A 17,746-nucleotide genomic window follows, 5' to 3' on the forward strand; every position below is an offset into this window, starting at 1 on the left:
AATTTTTAAATCGACATTTCCTATATTGCGAATTTTGTGCCAAACTTATCGGAATAGATCCTTTTTTATTCAATATCATTTTATATTCTTACCAACTGACATATTTTCAGATTTAAGTTGTCATGTTTTGTGTTTTTCTGTCGAACGAAACAGATAGAACATTAAATCTATAATAAACAGAAGAATAAACCTGTGTAAATGTTTGATTCGTATATAAAACACAGGCCTTTTAGAATCAGGAAAATCTATAGGAGAATCTACGAAGAAAATTTTTTACGGGTAATTTAACTTTAGTTTCAGTAGTTTTCCATCCATTGCGGAGACATAAATTTCATTGTTGTCGGCCGGCAATATCATATTGATTAAAGCATCGGAAATACGGTATTTCCAAAGATAAGAGCCATTGTCAGCCCGATATGCATAAATCAACCCTTTATCGGTGGGAGCGAGGACCACTCCTTTTTTTTCGACCACCGCCGTTGGAGCTAATTCATAACCCATATTCTCTCCGGAGGAAATCCAATTAACATTTCTGAAAGGGACGGTTGCGTCCAAAGCGATGATTCTGCCTTCCATTGTTTTGGCATAAACGGTATTTCCGTTTTCGGAAATACCAATCGATTCCCGAACACGGTTTACAGGGTCAGAATATCTCCAAATGACCTTCCCTGTCTTTTTATCAAGAACGGTCATATAACGGTCGGGTGAAACCAGATAAATTCTTCCATGCGATTCTGTCGGCCACACCTGTGCGGGCGAAAACATTCTATTGGCCTGACCGCTACTCCACTTCCATTTAAGCCACCCATTGTGTGAATCAAGAGCGTAGAATTCGTTGCCCCAACTTCCAAAGAATACCTTTCCGTCATTGACAAGTGGGCGAGTAACTACGAAATTTCGAACACTGTCAAAATCCCATGCCAAATGTCCATTGTCAACACGCCATGCTCGACAATGGCCATCACCTCCTGCCACAATCACCTTGTTTTCGACACATACAGGGGAAGAAACAATTGCTTTATCCGTTTTTAATTTATGCAGCAATTTTCCGCTTCGGACATTCAAACCATAAATGCACGAATCTGTAGAAGCACACCATACTACACCTTTATATACAGTGGGAGTAGAATAAATTTTTCCCTTGGTTTGGTACGACCACACGTTTCTCCCGTTTGAAGTATTCGCAGCCTTTATTTCTCCACCCGTATTGGTATAAATAATCAGATTGTCTTCTACAGTCATGCCTCCCCCGATATCGCTTTTTTCCTCTATACTCCATACTTTTTCCACAAAAGGATTTTCCTCATTTAACGAATAATCGGGTCGAGGAGGATCTACAATCCACTTTGGCCGCTCTGTAGTCGAGTAAAGTACCCAAGGCAACAAAGTTTCTCCCGAAACAAGACGTTCTTGAAGAATAATCGAATCAGAAGAGACCGTAATAATATTGTATCCGCCATAAGTATCGTTTGCCCTTAAATTGGAGCGACACATCGCAGCATTCGCCCCTTCAAAATTCAAAGATCTGTTTGCGTGACCATGTCCGCAAAGCAGTAGTTTAACATTGTAAGGACGTAAAGCATCCAACACCTCAAACCAATTATTCAACGAATGATCCATCGGATAGTGATTTATATAAACGATGGGGGTTTCTACATTGGTTTCACGAAGTCGATCGTGCAACCATGCGATATTTTCACGCGGAATCTGACCCGGCCCCATACGCATATTTGGTCCGGAAGCTAAACCGAGAAACTTGTATCCGCCATATTCAAATCCGAAGGTTTCGCTACCGAAAATCTGTTTAAAGCTGTTCGTTCCGCTTTCCGACCAATTAGAATCGTGGTTGCCGGGAATTACATAATATGGTTTTCTCAATGCCGAAAGGAGCTTTTTGGCTGTCATCAATTCTTCATCGGTTCCAAATTCGGTAACATCACCCGATACTATCACAAATGCAATATCCGACTGCATATTGATATCGTTAATCGTTCGCGAAAGGTCTTCCTCACTCGTCGAACTTCCGATATGAGTGTCGGTGACCAATGCAAATCTGAAAGGTAAATCGGACGATTGAGCGAAAATACCGACCCCGACAATCAAAAAAACTTGCAAGAGAAAAAGCTTATTCATTTTTGTCGGATGGTTGAATTAAAATATTCATCGAAGAATAAGGCCTGAAATTTTATCGCATTTCTCCAATAATTCCAGTCGTGCTGACCCGGACGTGAAATAAAATCATGTGGAATATTTTGATACAACAATTTTTCATGCAATTTTTTATTCACTTCGTAAAAGAAATCTTCTGTACCGCAATCAATAATAATTTTGAGTGAATTGGGTGTAAGCAGATGAAGCTGATTGATTACGGAATTTTCTTCCCACCTTCGGGGAAATTCGCGTTGCGCGCCCAATCGCTTAGCGATATCCCAATTCTGAGGAAACGGCCGTATATCTACCCCTCCGCTCATACTTCCACAAGCACCGAACACATCCTGATGTCTGAATGCCAAATAAAGTGCGCCATGTCCTCCCATACTCAGTCCGGTGATTGCTCTTCCTTCGCGGGTAGGATGTGTTCGATAATTTTTATCGATCCACTCAACCAGTTCTTTCGAAATATAGGTTTCGTATCGAAATGTCGAATCGACGGGGCTATCAAAATACCAGCTCCCAAAACCACCATCAGGGCACACCACCATCATCTGATGAGTATCGGCTATCAGCCCGGCTTCGGGCGAACGTCCCCAATCGGCATAGCTGCCACTGTAGCCGTGGAGCAAATACAAAACCGGATATGGATGATCTGTTTGTGAGTATGTATCGGGCACGATAACCACTGCCTTGATACTTTTGTTCATGGCATTGCTGTGAGTAAATACAGTGTCGATTTTAGCTCCAAAGGCCGTCGAACAGGTAGTCAATAAAAAAGAAAAAAGAAAAAAGAGATTGATTCGTTTCATGACAATGTCTTTATAAAGAAGTAAAAATACAAAACCTGTACAAAATCTTCATAACATTCCGAAACTTTTTCTTACTTTTGGATCATAAAAAAACAAAGAGTATTCGCTAAAAACGCTTTTAACAAGAAAATATGGAAATTCAATTCAAAATAGACAATCATCAGCAAGGGTCTTTTTTCATAGAGGAAAGCGGCAATCAAATTGCAGAACTCGATTTCGCAATCAACGGCGACGTGATCAATGCTTACCACACAGGCGTGAGAAAAGAATACGAGGGACAAGGTATTGCCGGTAAACTTTTCGACAAACTTGTGTCTTACGCACGCGAACATGGCTATAAAATCATTCCGACGTGCTCTTACATTCTGGCAAAATTTCGACGACATCCCGAACTTTTCGACGACATTTGGGTTCATAGCCAAGATGAACCGTCAGGAGATGCATGCGGAGTGAAACCACGATAATTTTCTCATAAATAATATGATTATAGCAGCTTCTCTTCTGAAAATAGCTTCCGAAGTCAATATCGAAACCATCAGTGCAATTGCACTCGGTATCGGATTAAGTGCTTCCACCGGCTTCAGGGTATTTCTCCCATTATTGGTTGTGGGACTGGCCTCTCATTTCGGATTTCTCGTTCTCGACGATGCATTTGTATGGATGGGATCTACTCCCGCACTACTTTGCTTTGGAGTAGCTGCAATAGGTGAAGTACTGACTTATTACATTCCTTTTATCGACAACGTGATGGATAGCATCGAAATGCCTTTGTCGATAGCCGCAGGGACACTTTTGATGACATCGGTTTTTCCGTCCGACAGTGAGTGGATGAAATGGGTTATGGGATTTATCATTGGAGGAGGTGCTGCTGCTACCATCCAGAGTGGAAGTGCAATCTCGAGACTGATGTCGAGTAAGATTACTGCAGGCACCGGAAATTGGGTCTTTTCAACGACCGAAGGAATATCGGCAGTCATTCTTTCCGCATTGGCCATCTTTGCTCCGGTTTTCGTAGCAATTTTAATGGTCGTGCTCATTGTGGTAATCCTCCGAATTGTATATTACAAACTTCTCCGCAAAAAGAAAAGGCAGACCAATCGAGAAGTAGAAGATATGGAGTAGGCACCCATTCGTCATCCATTGCTCATTTTGCAGAAATTAGCAAAATATAAGTCACTTGAAGTAAGATAAGCTTCACAGACAATCTGAAAGCTTGTCGTTACCCGGATTATGAGTCGCATTGCCATCGCAAGAATTTAAACCCCGGAGACTTGTTCTAAACCAAACGAGTTCAGAAATAATGAACTTCGACATTTTTTTATTCTGATAATCGGCAAACATCCACAAGGCAATGGAAGGCGATAAAGCAAAAAAGTGAATCCGACGATCCACTTTTTTTAAATAACCACAGTCAAATACGAAAACTTATTTCAACGGGAAACTAACATTCAAATGTTTATTACTGCGAATATATGTAGAGACGACGTCGTAAGAAAGAGATGATTGTCCTCCGGCAGCAGAAATTATCTGAAAAGAACGCGGATACAATATGATTTGTTTCGTTGCATTGCCTTCCGATAAAACCAGCTCGAAATAAAGATCACTGTTATTCCGGATTTCGTAATAATTTATTGTGTCTCCGTTGTCTTTTTTCTCCGTAAAATGAGAAGGCATTAATTGAACGCAAGCATCGAAAAGATTCCGTACATGCTCTTCCTTTCCGGCCAAAATTTTGCTTGCCCAAGCAACGGTTCGACCTTCATCAAGAGCTTCACGGATAGATTCGGGAGTTCTGTCTTTTGCCATCACCAGCGTCATAGTTCTGTGCACATATTCTTTACTGCGATCGTAATCATGATCGATCAGATTGTGAATATCGGAAGTCCCCATCACGGTCAGGTCTTTATCCACACACCAGTCAAGAGCTTTCAGATGAACTCCGAACCCGTTAATTACCTCAATGCCGTGCAAGGCATTATTTTTATAAAGATCGTCTATCAATGGAAGCCATTCATAAGATCCCTCAATATTGGGTTGCCATCCGGGATGGTTCCAAAAGATAAAAGCATTTTGTTCGGCTGCTTTCATCAGAGCGTCTCTATCGAACTCTTTTTTTCTATCTTCGATAAACGGAGACGAATCTTTAATAAAAATAGCATTAAAGTGTCCCGGAGGTGTATTGCGGGTAATCTCTGATCCTTTAACCAGGATGAGATTATTTTTTGGCGCCACATTTTTCAGCAACTCATGTGCACGATTATGATCGGTATTTACATCTGCCTTGTGGGGTTGATATTCGATATGATCGGTAATGGCGAAAGCATCCAATCCATCCTCCCAAACTTCTTGATTGCGAATGGTGGGCCACACCAGCCCGTCGGAAAAAACTGTATGCATGTGAAAATCACATTTCAGCACTTTATATCCGTTCACATCGGGGATGATGATATTTTCGCGCAATACAGGGCGACGATTTTCATCGAGATATATCATCCCATCGGTATTGGGTCGTTGTCCGAAAGCCAAAACAGACAACAGTAAAAATCCGGCAAGTAAAAATTTTTTCTGATTCATAGCGCATAAAATTAATTAGGATTGTTGATAAGTTTAATTGTGGATATATAATTAGGTAAAAAAAGCGATTCTTATCGCAAATTTAATGTTTATTTTATTTTTGCCAAATAAGTAGAATATTAAAATCGTCTCCCCCCATATTTTCTTTTGCAGCCAGATAATTATTCATGTTGTTTCGCTGAAGTATAGCGGGATATTTAAAACGTCTTGGCATCACATTACCGGTAGGCACACCATCTCCAACGGGCATTATCGGTAAACCCGTCCGATTGTATTTAAGTCCGGAGGTTTCATCAAACAGAAGATTTGCCGAATCCGGGTCCTGAAGAATTGTTTTGTACACTTCTATCTGCTTATCGAATTTCGAAGTAAAAATTCGTTCGTCACCCCTTGTTGCTTCGCTCATAGGATTATCTCCGAAACTATCCACCAAAATACTGTACATCCAACTCTTGAGAGTTTTAGCAATAGCACGATAGTTAGGTTCGTTGAGAGCTACGGCCTGTTTTTCCATCTCACGTATATTATTGAGCCACCGATAATAAACATTCCAATGGCCATCTCCTGCCGCATCGGTAATGTAATACCAACCCAATCCTCCTGTATTGTTTGTTGTTACGACACTCTGCATTAAGTGAAACGTAAAACCGTTATATCTGCTCCAGTTATAGCTGCCTACTTCATATAAAACAGGGTTCAGAAAAACGCCGGGATTGGATTCCTGCATTCGTGTAGGATCTGTATTCAAATCGTCAAAATTAGAACAAGAAACAAATCAAGTCATGCTCTTTTGATAGTTTTCCGGCTATCCTTTCGATACATAATTATTTCAACAAATCGGGCCTGAGTCGTTTCGTTCTTTCGAGCGACTGCTCCATCCGCCATTCGGCGATGTTGCGTTCGTGTCCCGATAGCAACACGTCGGGTACACGCCAACCTTTGTATTCGGCAGGACGGGTGTAAACAGGGGGAGCCAGCAATCCGTCCTGAAACGAATCGGAAAGTGCCGACTGTTCATCGCCAATAGCTCCGGGAATCACGCGCACCACTGCATCGGCTATCATGGCAGCCACAAGTTCTCCACCGGTAAGCACAAAATCGCCGATAGATATTTCGCGCGTGATAAGATGTTCGCGAACGCGATAATCCACGCCCTTGTAATGTCCGCACAAGATGATGATGTTTTGCTTGAGTGATAGTTCGTTGGCCGTTGCCTGCGTAAACTGTTCGCCGTCAGGAGTAGTGAAAATGACTTCATCGTAATCGCGTTGCGATTTCAACTCACTTATAGCGCGATCGATAGGCTCTATCTGCATCACCATACCGGCTTCACCTCCGAAAGGATAATCATCCACCCGGTGATGACGAATGTCGGTGGAATAGTCGCGAAGATTATGCAGACCAAATTCCACAAGCCCTTTTTGCCGGGCACGCTTCAATATAGAGGTATTGAGTGCCCCTTCTATCATTTCCGGAAGAACTGTAAGTATATCAATGCGCATCATAAAAAAATCGTATCCTTGAAACCGAGTCAAAGATACGATTTTTTATACCATCAAACAAGCATCTAACTTCCGGTAGTTGTCGTGGTTTGAGTAGCACCCGCGCCCTGACTATTGGCTCCGTCATTCTTCAGATCGTCATTGGTGATGGTGCGCTGTACTTTTTTGATAGACGATTTCAGCTCACCAAAACGATATGAAACTCTCAAATTGAGCGACCGCATGGGCTGTATCATCTGCATTTGTTGCCGGAAGCCTTCACCTGTTGTCGTACTCTTAAACTTTATGTGTTCCGAAAATGGGTTTGAAACGGAAAGGTTGACATCCAATTTTTTGTTCAGGAAACTTTTGAGAACGTTGAACGAATAGAAATAATAAGCCGATTGTTCGGTCTGCAACTGAATGCGATCGGAGAAAATACCCGCATTGGCTCCAATTCTGAAATCATGAGGCAAGGTCAGTGTCAGTCCGCCAAAGCCATGTCCGGCAAAACCGCTGTTTTTCAAATCACTGTTTGTTGAACTTTCGATATTCGTATAGTTGAAATTAGTATTTACATACATCCTCAAAACCTGCGTTGGTGTCCAACTGACATAAAGATTCAGACCAATGCTCTGGTTTTTCCCTATATTGGCGTAGGTATTATTGGTAACACTATCTTTCAAAAAACTGTATGAGGTAATGGCATTTTTGGTATAAGCATAGTTGAGTGAAGCATTCAAATTCACTTTTTGTGAAAAAGAGCCGAAAGTAAGATTAAAATTATGAGTCTGTTCCGAATCCAATTTGGGATTTCCATAAGTGATATTGACAGGATTTAAATCATCAACGTAAGGATTCAAATACCAAATTCCGGGTCGCGAAATACGTTTGTTATATCCCACTCTTAGCGTTTGCGTCATGGCGAGCTGATATGAAAGCGTGAGCGAAGGCACCAAATCGAAAAAATTGTTTTGAATGGTATCATTAGCGCTCATAAAATGAATGTTCTGATCGGTATATTCGCCCCGTAGGCCGGCTTTAACACCAAACTTGCCGGTCTTGTAACCGTAGCCCACGTATCCTGCCAGGATCCCTTGTGTGTGGTCGAGATCGTTTTTTCGACTTACGTCGTTTTTCCATTCCTCGGCATCTACGTCATAAAAAGTATTGTCGCCACGGCTGTTATTGTCTCTGTAGATATATTTTAATCCGGTTTCGATGCTGTGTTTGTTGGTCAAAGGATTGGTATAGTCGATTTGTCCGGTATGTTCCGAACCACCGGCCTTGTTCTTGCTCCTTTGCCGATAACCTTCGGGATAAAAATAGTTCCCGGTAACATCGTAGTAATGGGTTTCGAAATCGCGATCGGAGGGATTTTCTTCGTAACGATACGACATCGTCAGTAGCTCGTCTTTCTTTTTGAAAGTACGTTGATAATCGGCTGAAACGTTTATCCCGCCAAACTCCGAAGTGGAAGACGACTCGGAGTTGTAGCCGTAATTCTGATTGCCGACTGATTGAGCATTCGTGTAGCCATCGGAAGTAAATTTTCCGCCAAATCGCGAAACAGATACGTTGAACAAGTTCAGCGTGTCGAGTTCGTAACTCAATCCGAGATTGAAGTAAAGGTGATTTCCATTGACCGAAGTCTTCCCATTTTGCGTCAGATTGTTTACCGGATTCGGATCGAAATCTTCGCGTACGAAGGACGATTCGGACTCGGGTCGTTTGAAATGATTGTATCCTGCGTAACCGTTAAATCCAAATTTCCCGTATTTAAGTGCCGCATTTCCATTGAGTCCATAACCTCCGTAGGTGTCGGTATTTGCACCAACCGAACCGGAGTAACCATCGTCGGAACGCTTATCGGTAATAATGTTGATAATTCCCCCCACTCCTTCGGCATCATATTTTGCGCCCGGCTCGGTGATTACCTCAATGTCCTTCACATTATTGGCCGGCATGCTTTTGAGCACTTGCGAAGGATTGCTCGAAATCATGTTCGAAGGTTTACCGTTGAGGTAAATCTTGTAGTTGCTCGAACCTTTCAACTGTATATTATCTTCACCATCTACCGTAACCATAGGCACTTTGCGAAGCATGTCGAGCACGTTGGAGGTAGTTGCCTCGGGATCATCTTTGGCACTATAAACAAGCTTATCGATATCTACTTTCACCAACGGTTTTTGCGCTACTACACTAATCTCGTCAAGTTGTGTTGAGCTTTCGGTGAGTAATATAGTACCCAAATCTATCGAAGAATTTTCCTCTTTAATCTCGATTTGTTGCTGAAGCGATTTCATACCTACAAATTGAAATGTGAGGATATATTTTCCGGATGATAAAGCGGTAGAAAAATTACCTTTTTCGTCTGTGGCAAGTTTTTTGATAATGGACTGAGGAGCATTCGCTTTGGCAATCGAAACAGTAGCATATGGAAGTGGTTCTTTTTCGGTGGGTCCCACGAGTTTTCCTTTGAGTGTAGGCAGTGATTCGGCGAACAGGGAAAAAGAAAACAATGAAATAAAAATAAACAACAATGTTCGTTTCATAAATTCGTTTAAATTTTGGCAGGTACAATATTACTTCTCAAAATTACTAAAAAGAAGTAAGGTGAATACAGCATTGTTAAATAATTACACTTTATTACGAATATGTTTATTGGATTATCTTTTTTTAAAAATTTACTGTTGCTCCAAAATATTTTTGTTTCAAAATAGTATCAGCAGCAGGTTTTCAGTGTGTCAAGGCATGAAATATCGCCAAAGTGTTAAGATATTGCAGAATGAGGTGATATGTTGACAATTTTTGTCTGTCATCAATGCTACACGCTAAGTCACAAAAACATAACAAACCCGTAATTCAAACGTCCAGAACGGCGGTTATTTACTATTTTTGTTTCGCAAAATATGAGCGATGTGAATAAACCCTCAAAATTGATCAAATGATTCAAATTCTACTTAGCATAATTTCGGGAGTAGCAGTGGGATACGCAGTGCGAAGGTCAGCTTTTACGAAATACGTGAGTCGTGTCATCCAAATCATCATTCTATTGCTGCTGTTTTTTTTGGGTGTTTCGGTGGGAAGCAACAAAGAAGTGGTGAATAATTTCGGAACTATAGGCCTCGATGCATTTGTCATTGCAGCTCTTGCCACGTTGGGAAGTTTGATTGGCGCAAGGATGGTTTACAAGCTATTTTTCGAACGTAAAAAAAACGATGTATGAAAGATTCGCTACTCTACCTTGCCATATTTACCATCGGATTGGTGCTCGCATTATGGGGTGTTTTGCCCGACGTTCTGCTTTCGGCAAGCATATCGAAGTGGATACTCTATGGCCTTCTCTTTTTTGTGGGAATACAAATCGGTTCGAGTAAAGGAGCCTTTTGGGCTATACGATCTATAGGCCGCCGCATCGTGTGGGTGCCCGTTGCCACCACACTCGGGACATTTGCAGCAGCTGCCATCGCATCACTCATCCTGCCATTGCGAAGTTTAACCGATTGTTTGAGTGTTGGCGCCGGTTTTGCCTACTATTCGCTTTCGAGCATACTCATATCGGGGTATCGGGGAGCCGAGCTTGGTACAATTGCACTTCTGGCCAATATATTTCGAGAATTTATGGTGCTCGTTTTTGCCCCGTGGATGGTGAAACATTTTGGACCGTTATCGCCTATTTGCGCCGGAGGCGCCACCACGATGGATACCACACTACCCGTCATCACCCGTTATTCGGGCACCGATTACGTGGTTGTAGCACTGTTTCACGGAATGATCATCGATTTTTCCGTGCCTTTGTGGGTGAGTTTTTTCGCAGGGTTAGGATGAAAATGACGATATGGAATAACTCTTTCGTGATCAAATTCAAGAAAATAAATGAATAATCGTTGATCCCGATATTTACTTCGAACCATTTGCTTTTTCACGCATAGTCTCTCTTATTTCATCCAGTTTTTCCAAGATTGCTTTGTTTGAAACGGTGATTCTATAATTCATCACGATAATTTTTATGGATACCAACAACACCCCTGCCTCGACGAGTATATCGTGCGTCAATCCTTTGACAAACAATGCTATCGTGAAAAGAAGAAATGTAACTATTATAACGATTAAGTCAATCGTAGATAAATATTTTCTCATACATTTTGTGAATTTGTTCATTTTTTAAATTTTCAGCTCGTTAATGTACCGATAATCAAGCATGATTAAGCTAATGTGGTTTTAAGCAGTTTGATCTTAAATTATAACAAAATGAGAAACTGTCTCTTACGCCTCGCAAAGATAAATAATCTTGCTTAATTGACTCCATTTTCCGGCAAAATTCAATCACCTGACACAGCAATTGATATTATCACAAAATATGTATTTTGGGCACAAAGTAGTGTCATGCGCACCAAATTTCTATATACCCATAGAAATGATAACCGGTTTTTCCGCAACTTTTCGGACTCTTTAATCGTTATAAACCGGTTACAAAAAAAAACCGATAAATGCAGACAATCTTAATCACCGGTGGAACAGGTGTGATTGGTCGAGAGCTTAGTGCAAAATTAAGAAGCAAAGGATATCGGGTTGCCATTTTAAGCCGAACGACCAAGAAAAATGCCGATATTCCACATTACTATTGGGATATTCCTCAAAAAATGATTGAAAAAGAGGCCATCGAAACGGCAGATTACATTATTCACTTGGCCGGAGCAAATATCGGAGACAAAAGATGGTCGAAACAGAGAAGGAAACTTATCATCGACAGTCGTGTTGAATCGGCCAATCTGCTTCTCGATAAAATTTCGGAAGCGCGCAAAAAACCGAAAGCTTTTATATCGGCATCGGCCATCGGATATTATGGAACGACGACCTCCGATAAAATTTTCTGCGAAACGGATCCTCCAGCCAACGACTTTCTGGGAGAAACCTGCCGACTATGGGAACAAGCGGCCGACAATTTCGAAAAAATGGGAATAAGAACCGTAAAAATCCGAACCGGGATTGTACTGTCAAAACAAGGAGGCGTATTGACCAAAATGTTGATTCCAACAAAGTTGGGCATAGGTTCGGCAATTGGCAGTGGGCGACAGTATATGCCTTGGATACATATCGATGACTTGTGCCGCATCTACGTCAAAGCCATTGAAGACACCCAAATGAATGGTGCATACAACGCTGTCGCACCTGAGCAGCCGACCAACAAAGATTTTATCCGAACATTGGCGCATGTTCTGAGAAAACCATTTTGGGCGCCGGCTATTCCGTCATTGGCAATGAAAATAATATTCGGCCGGATGTCTTCCCTTCTTTTGGAGGGAAGCAGAGTGTCGTCCGATAAAATCATAGCTTCGGGATACAACTTTCTTTTTCCATCCCTCGAAAGCGCATTGACAGATTTACTTGTGAAAAAATAAGCAATCAATCCCGTTTCGATATTCTCCTATTATATAGATGACCCTTCTATTCCCAAAGAAGTGCCCGGTAACACACAAGAATGACTACATTTTCGGAGAAAAACCCATCGTCATCACTCGCAGAAAACTACATCAGCGGAAAAAGTTGTGGTTTCTACACTTCGTGATGATGCAAATCCGTAGAAAATCGTTAAATAATGAGGCTGATTTAACACTCCTGTTACTCAAATTCCATCATCTTCACTCAAAGATGACACGTTCGGCGAGGAATGACCCCCCGTTTTCACTGCGAAATGACACGATTGACCTGTCGTGACCTGTTATCTTGGAGTGAAGAAAGCATGTCCGTCGCAAAAAGTCATGGTTTCTACGTTGCAGATTACATGTTTTAGCCAAAAAATACCTATAGAATGTTAACATAAAAGGCAATTTGGCTCGAAAAAGTACCTTTCAGGAATGTAGACGGGGCAATCGGCGGACAAAATTGCTCCGTCTACTTTGTAGAAAGTATGTTCGTCGGACAAAGTTGTACTTTCTGCACTTCAAGATAGGGCAATTTGGCGCCGAATCCCTATAGAATGTTAACAAGATTGGACGTTTTCATTCACATTTGCGAAATCTACAAAGTAGATATAACATTCTTTAAGTCGAACGTGGTTTCTACAAAGTAGAAAACAGGTCCGTCGGAGTCAAACGCGTTTTCTACATTTCTGACGGGGCAATTTTGTTGCCGAATCGATGAATTTTTACTTCAGAAACATGCAGATAATTTGCTGATATACATATATTAATGTCATCCTGAAAGCTTATGAAAGTAATTTGCCCGATTTTATTAACAAAACATCACAATTGCGAAAGTGAAAGAATGTGAACATGGTTGGAGATTGGAGGTTGGGGAATGGAGGTTGGAATTAGTCGATAATTTACCGATTCGATGATTTATTGATTTACCGATGAATTCTATATGCAACTATTCGGGCAGCACAGGGGTTATGATATTCTGAGGACGAAGCCAACTTCGCGTCTTTGCGCCTTCGTGGCAAATAAAAGTTCTGCCTTTCAGGCAGGTTTCTGACGAGGATCCATGACGCAGAATGAATTCTGAGGTTATGAAAATTCGGCTTTTCAAGCCAAAAACACTCTCGAAGACAGAAATATCCATCACAGTCGAAGTTTTCAATTCACCGTCTCACTTTTGCCTGAAAGGCAATAACTTTCATAACCGCAGGTCATCGACCTGCGGACAAAGACGTCCCTGCAATTGCTGCCTGAAAGGCAGAACTCTTGCCGTTGTACAAATAAATATCCACAACGGCAAAAAAAGAACAAACAAAACGAAAACTCGTAATTTAAAATTCTTATTTCTCTACTTCCCATTTCTCTACTTCTTGTTAATTCTCAATTGTCAATTATCCATTATCACTTACATCATAACACCTCCCCGCCTTCGGCGGTACCCCTCTTATCTTAAGAGGGGAGTCGGTCACACTTGCCATATAACTGTCCCCTTAAGATAAGGGGACAAGTGCTGCCGCCAGGCAGCACAGGGGTTATGATATACCTCTCACTTCTGACTTCTTCACTTCTTCCTTAATAGCGCAAATTTCCGAACTTGAAGAGTTGCGGTATTTCTCTTCTTTCATTTTTCCCTCATTATCAATTATTAATCAACCGTGGGTTGGCCAAAAACGCCATTAATAAAACCAGCTATGTCTAAACGACAATATTTTTACTTTTATACATAAAAAATCATATAGTACCATAAATATTAATTCTTTTTCAAAGAAAAATGCCAAATTTTATTTGATAATTATAGTCTATATACTATCTTTGAAATCGATATAAGATTTGTCACCGATTATTACCAATAATAATGATCACAGCTTAAGAAAAAATCGCATTCAATTATTAAAAATCAAATACATAACAATTTTAACAGGGAGGAAATACTATGTGGACAATAACACCAAGCATTATTGAAAACGAACGGCCGGTGGACCGATTTGCTCTGCACTATGTCCCGCAAACCCATTGGCGCATTTGGCATGCCATTTGGTTTTGGGCGATGGGCATCGGAAGCGGAGTTTTTTGTTTAAGGCAGTTTTTAGGGTTCAGCGGAGGCGGACTATTTTTGGGAATGAATGCCATTGATATCGTCGGATTGGTTTTGGTCGGCATCGGTGGAATTATTCTGATTCTCGATTTGGGAAAGCCTTTCCGATTTTTAAATTCATTACTCAAGCCTAAAAATGCATGGATTTCGCGAGGAGCCATTTCGGACTTTGTATTTCTCGGAATTGGCGTTCTTTACGTCCTTCCCGGTCTGATTCCTTCGCTCCCCTGGTCGGATGCGGTATTTTCAGAAGCCGATGCTTTCAGTCGGATTCTCATCGTTCTGGCCATTTTCTTTGCTTTCATCATTATGATTTATCCCGGATTTGTGCTTTATTATTCTAAAAACATTCCTTTTTGGAACAGCATTCTAACGCCGGTATTGTTTTTTGAATTAGCTCTTACCAGCAGCTTCGGATTGTTGGGATTGATGGGAGCTTTGAATGGAGATTATCTTCCCGAAATTTTCTACATTTCGTTTATTACAACTCTTGTGGTGACGCTTGCAACGACTGTTCTTTATATTTTTGAACGAAAAAGTGTCGGGAATCCGTGCATCGAAGAATCCATTCGTTGTTTGTTGAAAGGGAAAGCCGCCGGATGGTTTTGGCTTTCGCAAATAATAGGGATCGTTGTTCCTATTCTGTTGTTGGCAACAAGAAGTGATGAATTTACCGTTCTGCTTTGGAGCGGCATCTGCACCATACTGGGGAGTTTTATGTTCCGATACAGTCAATTGATTGCCGGTTATCGCGTTTCACCTTTAATTTAATAATAGAATAAAAAGACTGATATGAGTACAGAAATAAAAAAATTCTCGGCATGCGTTCCCAATTGTTGGATGAACTGCCGATTATATGCTCACGTTCGAGACGGAAAACTGGTTCAGACATCGGCCGCTCCTTTTCCCGATCCTTCCTACAATCGTATTTGCCTGCGAGGATTATCACACCCTCAGCGTGTCAACAGCAAAGACCGTATCCTTCACCCGATGAAACGAGTGGGCAAACGTGGCGAAAACAAATTCGAACAAATTACTTGGGACGAAGCCATCGATATTTTGGCCGACAATTTAAATAAAATCAAAGAAAAATACGGGTCAAAAGCCGTTGCATTTTTACCCTGGTCGGGTAGCTATGCAGCCATAAATGGCGGTATGCCCGGCGCCATCAAACGCTTTGCCAACCTTTTTGAAGGAACTGTCGTGGTAGATGGTGTCGATTTCGGAATGCCCACAGGTATGTCGCAAGTCGTGGCCAATATGGCCGGCGGAATGGCGTCCCTTTTTTTGGGTCCCGAACCGAAAGATTTGAGCTATGCCAAAACCATCATCTTTTGGGGTACAAACATTACCGACTCACAAGTGCACAACTGGCACTTCGTGCTCGATGCAATGGAGAATGGGGCAAAACTGATTTGCATTGATCCCCGTTACAGCGAAACGGCTGCCAAATCGCACGAGTGGGTTCGCGTTCGTCCGGGATCTGATTCCATTTTGGCTTTATCGATGATTCAGGTAATTATCGAAGAGAACCTGATTGATCGAGATTATTGCATTAAACACACCGTTGCACCCTTCCTTGTTCGTCAGGACAACGGACTTTTCCTGCGTCAAAGCGATATCGACGGAAGCGATAATGCCGGATATCTGACAATGGATGCCGATTCGAATAAACTTATAGCATTGGAAACGGTTGCAAATCCTGCCTTATTGGGCACTTTCGACGTTACCCTGCATGACGGATCAAAATTGCAGGTGAAAACGGCTTTGCAAATGCTGAAAGATGAAGCGGACAAATACAAACCGGCTGAAGCCGAAAGATTGACACTTGTCCCTGCCGATAAAATTGTAGAAATTGCTCGAATTTATGCAACAAATACCCCTTCAACCATCTATACAGGATTTGGGGTTGATCGATGGGATAATGCGGACCAAGTTGGTCGAGGCATTGCAACATTGGGTGTCATCACCGGTCAAATAGCCAAAAAAGGAGCCTCTCCTCTCGGTGCAATGGGACAAAGTGCTTTACAGTTTACCATATCGGATGCCGTAATGGGCCCGTGGACTTCACCTTCAGGCACAATGGCCGAATTGTTGAATTTCGTATTGCTGCAACAGGCTATTCTTACCGGAAAAGTAAATATGTGGGAGCCCAAAGATCCGGCCAATCCTCTTGCCGGACCAACCGGTAAAGAGCCGGTTCCGAAAGATTGGCCTATCAAAGGTTTGATCTTGACTACCGGCAATATGGTGAGCAATCATGCCGAACAAAAAGTTACCATCGATGAGATGTTCAGCGAAGATAAACTCGATTTTATTTGCTGCATCGATATGTTCATGACCGATACGGCTCGACAGGCCGATTTGTTCCTTCCTTGCACCAGCTGGTTCGAAAACGACGATATCGTAGGCGGACTTCATCCTTACGTCATGCGCATGGAGAAAGCCATTGAACCGATGGGTGAAAGTAAAGGCGATTGGGATATTTTCAAGCTGTTAGCTCAAAAAATGGGTTGGGGCGAATATTTCAAGGGAGATGCAAAAGATCAAATCGATGGAATCCTCGATGTATTGGGCAATCTTTTTGGAGATCATAAAGATAGGATATTAAAAGAGTTTAAGGAAAACGGAATAGCCCGGCTTTCCGATCCGAATGCGCTTCCATTTGCTGATGGCGTATTCTATACGCGAACAGGCAGGGCCGAATTTTATTCGGAAGGTGTGGCAACTGTATTCCCCAAAAGTATGCCTGCATTGCAGTTGCCTGTCAACGAAGGTCATAATCCATTGCCTCATTTTGTGCCACCAGCAGAAGCATGGATTGATAATCCGCTGATAAAAAAATATCCGCTCGCCTTAGCTACACTCCATACAAAATGGCGTGTGCATACTACTTTTTATGACGTTCCGGCATTACGGGAAATGGATCCCGAACCAGTGGTCTATCTCAATCAAAAGGAATCGAGTAAAAGAGGGCTTAAAGATGGCGATTACGTTACCGTATTCAACGACCGTGGTCATTGCGTTGTACGACTCGTGGTGGACGATTCCATCAACGACGGAGGTGCAGCAATTCCCAAAGGTTGGCAGCGTCATCAATTCAAAGAAGGTGGATACCAGGAATTAACTAAAAATCATATCAATACGGTTCACTACGGCATGTCGTTTTTCGATGCCTTGGTAGAAGTGAAAAAATGGGAAGGGAAATAA

General features: G+C 41.8%; 14 protein-coding genes. 7 read left to right on the plus strand and 7 right to left on the minus strand.

The window, feature by feature from the left end; translation table 11 throughout:
• Positions 1-273 precede the first annotated feature (273 nt).
• Positions 274-2,133 carry an outer membrane protein assembly factor BamB family protein gene (locus EJN84_RS09770; RefSeq protein ID WP_129595250.1) on the minus strand — a complete coding sequence of 620 codons (1,860 nt, stop codon included), beginning with the start codon at positions 2,131-2,133 and terminating at the stop codon, positions 274-276.
• The gene (locus tag EJN84_RS09775; RefSeq protein ID WP_129595251.1) at positions 2,130-2,963 is read right to left on the minus strand and encodes an alpha/beta hydrolase; all 834 of its coding nucleotides are present in this window, start codon (positions 2,961-2,963) and stop codon (positions 2,130-2,132) included. Before EJN84_RS09775 ends, EJN84_RS09770 begins: the two co-directional genes overlap by 4 nt.
• Positions 2,964-3,094: 131 nt before the next feature.
• Between EJN84_RS09775 and EJN84_RS09780 the strand changes: the two genes are divergently transcribed.
• A complete protein-coding gene (locus EJN84_RS09780; RefSeq protein ID WP_129595252.1) occupies positions 3,095-3,427 on the plus strand; it encodes a GNAT family N-acetyltransferase in 333 nt (110 codons plus the stop codon).
• A 16-nt stretch (positions 3,428-3,443) separates the two neighbouring features.
• The gene (locus EJN84_RS09785) at positions 3,444-4,085 is read left to right on the plus strand and encodes a DUF4126 domain-containing protein (RefSeq protein WP_129595253.1); all 642 of its coding nucleotides are present in this window, start codon (positions 3,444-3,446) and stop codon (positions 4,083-4,085) included.
• A 303-nt stretch (positions 4,086-4,388) separates the two neighbouring features.
• Here EJN84_RS09785 and EJN84_RS09790 read toward each other — a convergent pair whose 3' ends face one another.
• From EJN84_RS09790 to EJN84_RS09805, 4 genes are all read right to left on the minus strand, one after another.
• Positions 4,389-5,537: an Sb-PDE family phosphodiesterase gene (locus EJN84_RS09790; protein ID WP_129595254.1), complete on the minus strand. Its 1,149-nt coding sequence runs from the start codon at positions 5,535-5,537 to the stop codon at positions 4,389-4,391.
• Between the two features lie 94 nt (positions 5,538-5,631).
• Positions 5,632-6,285 (minus strand): SusD/RagB family nutrient-binding outer membrane lipoprotein, encoded by a 654-nt coding sequence (locus EJN84_RS09795; RefSeq protein ID WP_238943996.1) that lies wholly within the window; start codon positions 6,283-6,285, stop codon positions 5,632-5,634.
• A 76-nt stretch (positions 6,286-6,361) separates the two neighbouring features.
• Positions 6,362-7,039 carry a tRNA (guanosine(37)-N1)-methyltransferase TrmD gene (gene trmD, locus EJN84_RS09800; protein ID WP_101487506.1) on the minus strand — a complete coding sequence of 226 codons (678 nt, stop codon included), beginning with the start codon at positions 7,037-7,039 and terminating at the stop codon, positions 6,362-6,364.
• Positions 7,040-7,104: 65 nt separating this feature from the next.
• Positions 7,105-9,573, minus strand: coding sequence for an outer membrane beta-barrel family protein (locus EJN84_RS09805; RefSeq protein ID WP_129595255.1), 2,469 nt, complete (start codon positions 9,571-9,573; stop codon positions 7,105-7,107).
• A 392-nt stretch (positions 9,574-9,965) separates the two neighbouring features.
• Here EJN84_RS09805 and EJN84_RS09810 point away from each other — a divergent pair, with 392 nt between their 5' ends.
• Positions 9,966-10,247 (plus strand): LysO family transporter, encoded by a 282-nt coding sequence (locus EJN84_RS09810; RefSeq protein WP_129595256.1) that lies wholly within the window; start codon positions 9,966-9,968, stop codon positions 10,245-10,247.
• The gene (locus tag EJN84_RS09815; RefSeq protein WP_129595257.1) at positions 10,244-10,849 is read left to right on the plus strand and encodes a lysine exporter LysO family protein; all 606 of its coding nucleotides are present in this window, start codon (positions 10,244-10,246) and stop codon (positions 10,847-10,849) included. The genes EJN84_RS09810 and EJN84_RS09815 overlap by 4 nt, the downstream gene beginning before the upstream one ends.
• A gap of 72 nt (positions 10,850-10,921) precedes the next feature.
• Here EJN84_RS09815 and EJN84_RS09820 read toward each other — a convergent pair whose 3' ends face one another.
• Positions 10,922-11,161 (minus strand): hypothetical protein, encoded by a 240-nt coding sequence (locus tag EJN84_RS09820; RefSeq protein ID WP_129595258.1) that lies wholly within the window; start codon positions 11,159-11,161, stop codon positions 10,922-10,924.
• 350 nt (positions 11,162-11,511) lie between these two features.
• Here EJN84_RS09820 and EJN84_RS09825 point away from each other — a divergent pair, with 350 nt between their 5' ends.
• The 3 genes from EJN84_RS09825 to EJN84_RS09835 all read left to right on the plus strand — a co-directional run bounded on the left by EJN84_RS09825 (position 11,512) and on the right by EJN84_RS09835 (position 17,746).
• Positions 11,512-12,423, plus strand: a complete 912-nt coding sequence (locus EJN84_RS09825) for a TIGR01777 family oxidoreductase (RefSeq protein ID WP_129595259.1) — start codon at positions 11,512-11,514, stop codon at positions 12,421-12,423.
• Positions 12,424-14,374: 1,951 nt separating this feature from the next.
• The gene (locus tag EJN84_RS09830) at positions 14,375-15,307 is read left to right on the plus strand and encodes a DmsC/YnfH family molybdoenzyme membrane anchor subunit (RefSeq protein WP_129595260.1); all 933 of its coding nucleotides are present in this window, start codon (positions 14,375-14,377) and stop codon (positions 15,305-15,307) included.
• A 21-nt stretch (positions 15,308-15,328) separates the two neighbouring features.
• Positions 15,329-17,746 carry a molybdopterin-containing oxidoreductase family protein gene (locus tag EJN84_RS09835; protein ID WP_129595261.1) on the plus strand — a complete coding sequence of 806 codons (2,418 nt, stop codon included), beginning with the start codon at positions 15,329-15,331 and terminating at the stop codon, positions 17,744-17,746.

It is taken from the genome of Seramator thermalis (assembly GCF_004138125.1).
In the GTDB taxonomy this organism is placed as follows: domain Bacteria; phylum Bacteroidota; class Bacteroidia; order Bacteroidales; family Dysgonomonadaceae; genus Seramator; species Seramator thermalis.

Excerpts from the sequence above, each read along its gene's own strand:
- EJN84_RS09770 (WP_129595250.1), bottom strand. The coding sequence starts at position 2,133 with ATGAATAAGCTTTTTCTCTTGCAAGTTTTTTTGATTGTCGGGGTCGGT.
- EJN84_RS09775 (WP_129595251.1), bottom strand. The coding sequence starts at position 2,963 with ATGAAACGAATCAATCTCTTTTTTCTTTTTTCTTTTTTATTGACTACC.
- EJN84_RS09780 (WP_129595252.1), top strand. The coding sequence starts at position 3,095 with ATGGAAATTCAATTCAAAATAGACAATCATCAGCAAGGGTCTTTTTTC.
- EJN84_RS09785 (WP_129595253.1), top strand. The coding sequence starts at position 3,444 with ATGATTATAGCAGCTTCTCTTCTGAAAATAGCTTCCGAAGTCAATATC.
- EJN84_RS09790 (WP_129595254.1), bottom strand. The coding sequence starts at position 5,537 with ATGAATCAGAAAAAATTTTTACTTGCCGGATTTTTACTGTTGTCTGTT.
- trmD (WP_101487506.1), bottom strand. The coding sequence starts at position 7,039 with ATGCGCATTGATATACTTACAGTTCTTCCGGAAATGATAGAAGGGGCA.
- EJN84_RS09805 (WP_129595255.1), bottom strand. The coding sequence starts at position 9,573 with ATGAAACGAACATTGTTGTTTATTTTTATTTCATTGTTTTCTTTTTCC.
- EJN84_RS09810 (WP_129595256.1), top strand. The coding sequence starts at position 9,966 with ATGATTCAAATTCTACTTAGCATAATTTCGGGAGTAGCAGTGGGATAC.
- EJN84_RS09815 (WP_129595257.1), top strand. The coding sequence starts at position 10,244 with ATGAAAGATTCGCTACTCTACCTTGCCATATTTACCATCGGATTGGTG.
- EJN84_RS09820 (WP_129595258.1), bottom strand. The coding sequence starts at position 11,161 with ATGAGAAAATATTTATCTACGATTGACTTAATCGTTATAATAGTTACA.
- EJN84_RS09825 (WP_129595259.1), top strand. The coding sequence starts at position 11,512 with ATGCAGACAATCTTAATCACCGGTGGAACAGGTGTGATTGGTCGAGAG.
- EJN84_RS09830 (WP_129595260.1), top strand. The coding sequence starts at position 14,375 with ATGTGGACAATAACACCAAGCATTATTGAAAACGAACGGCCGGTGGAC.
- EJN84_RS09835 (WP_129595261.1), top strand. The coding sequence starts at position 15,329 with ATGAGTACAGAAATAAAAAAATTCTCGGCATGCGTTCCCAATTGTTGG.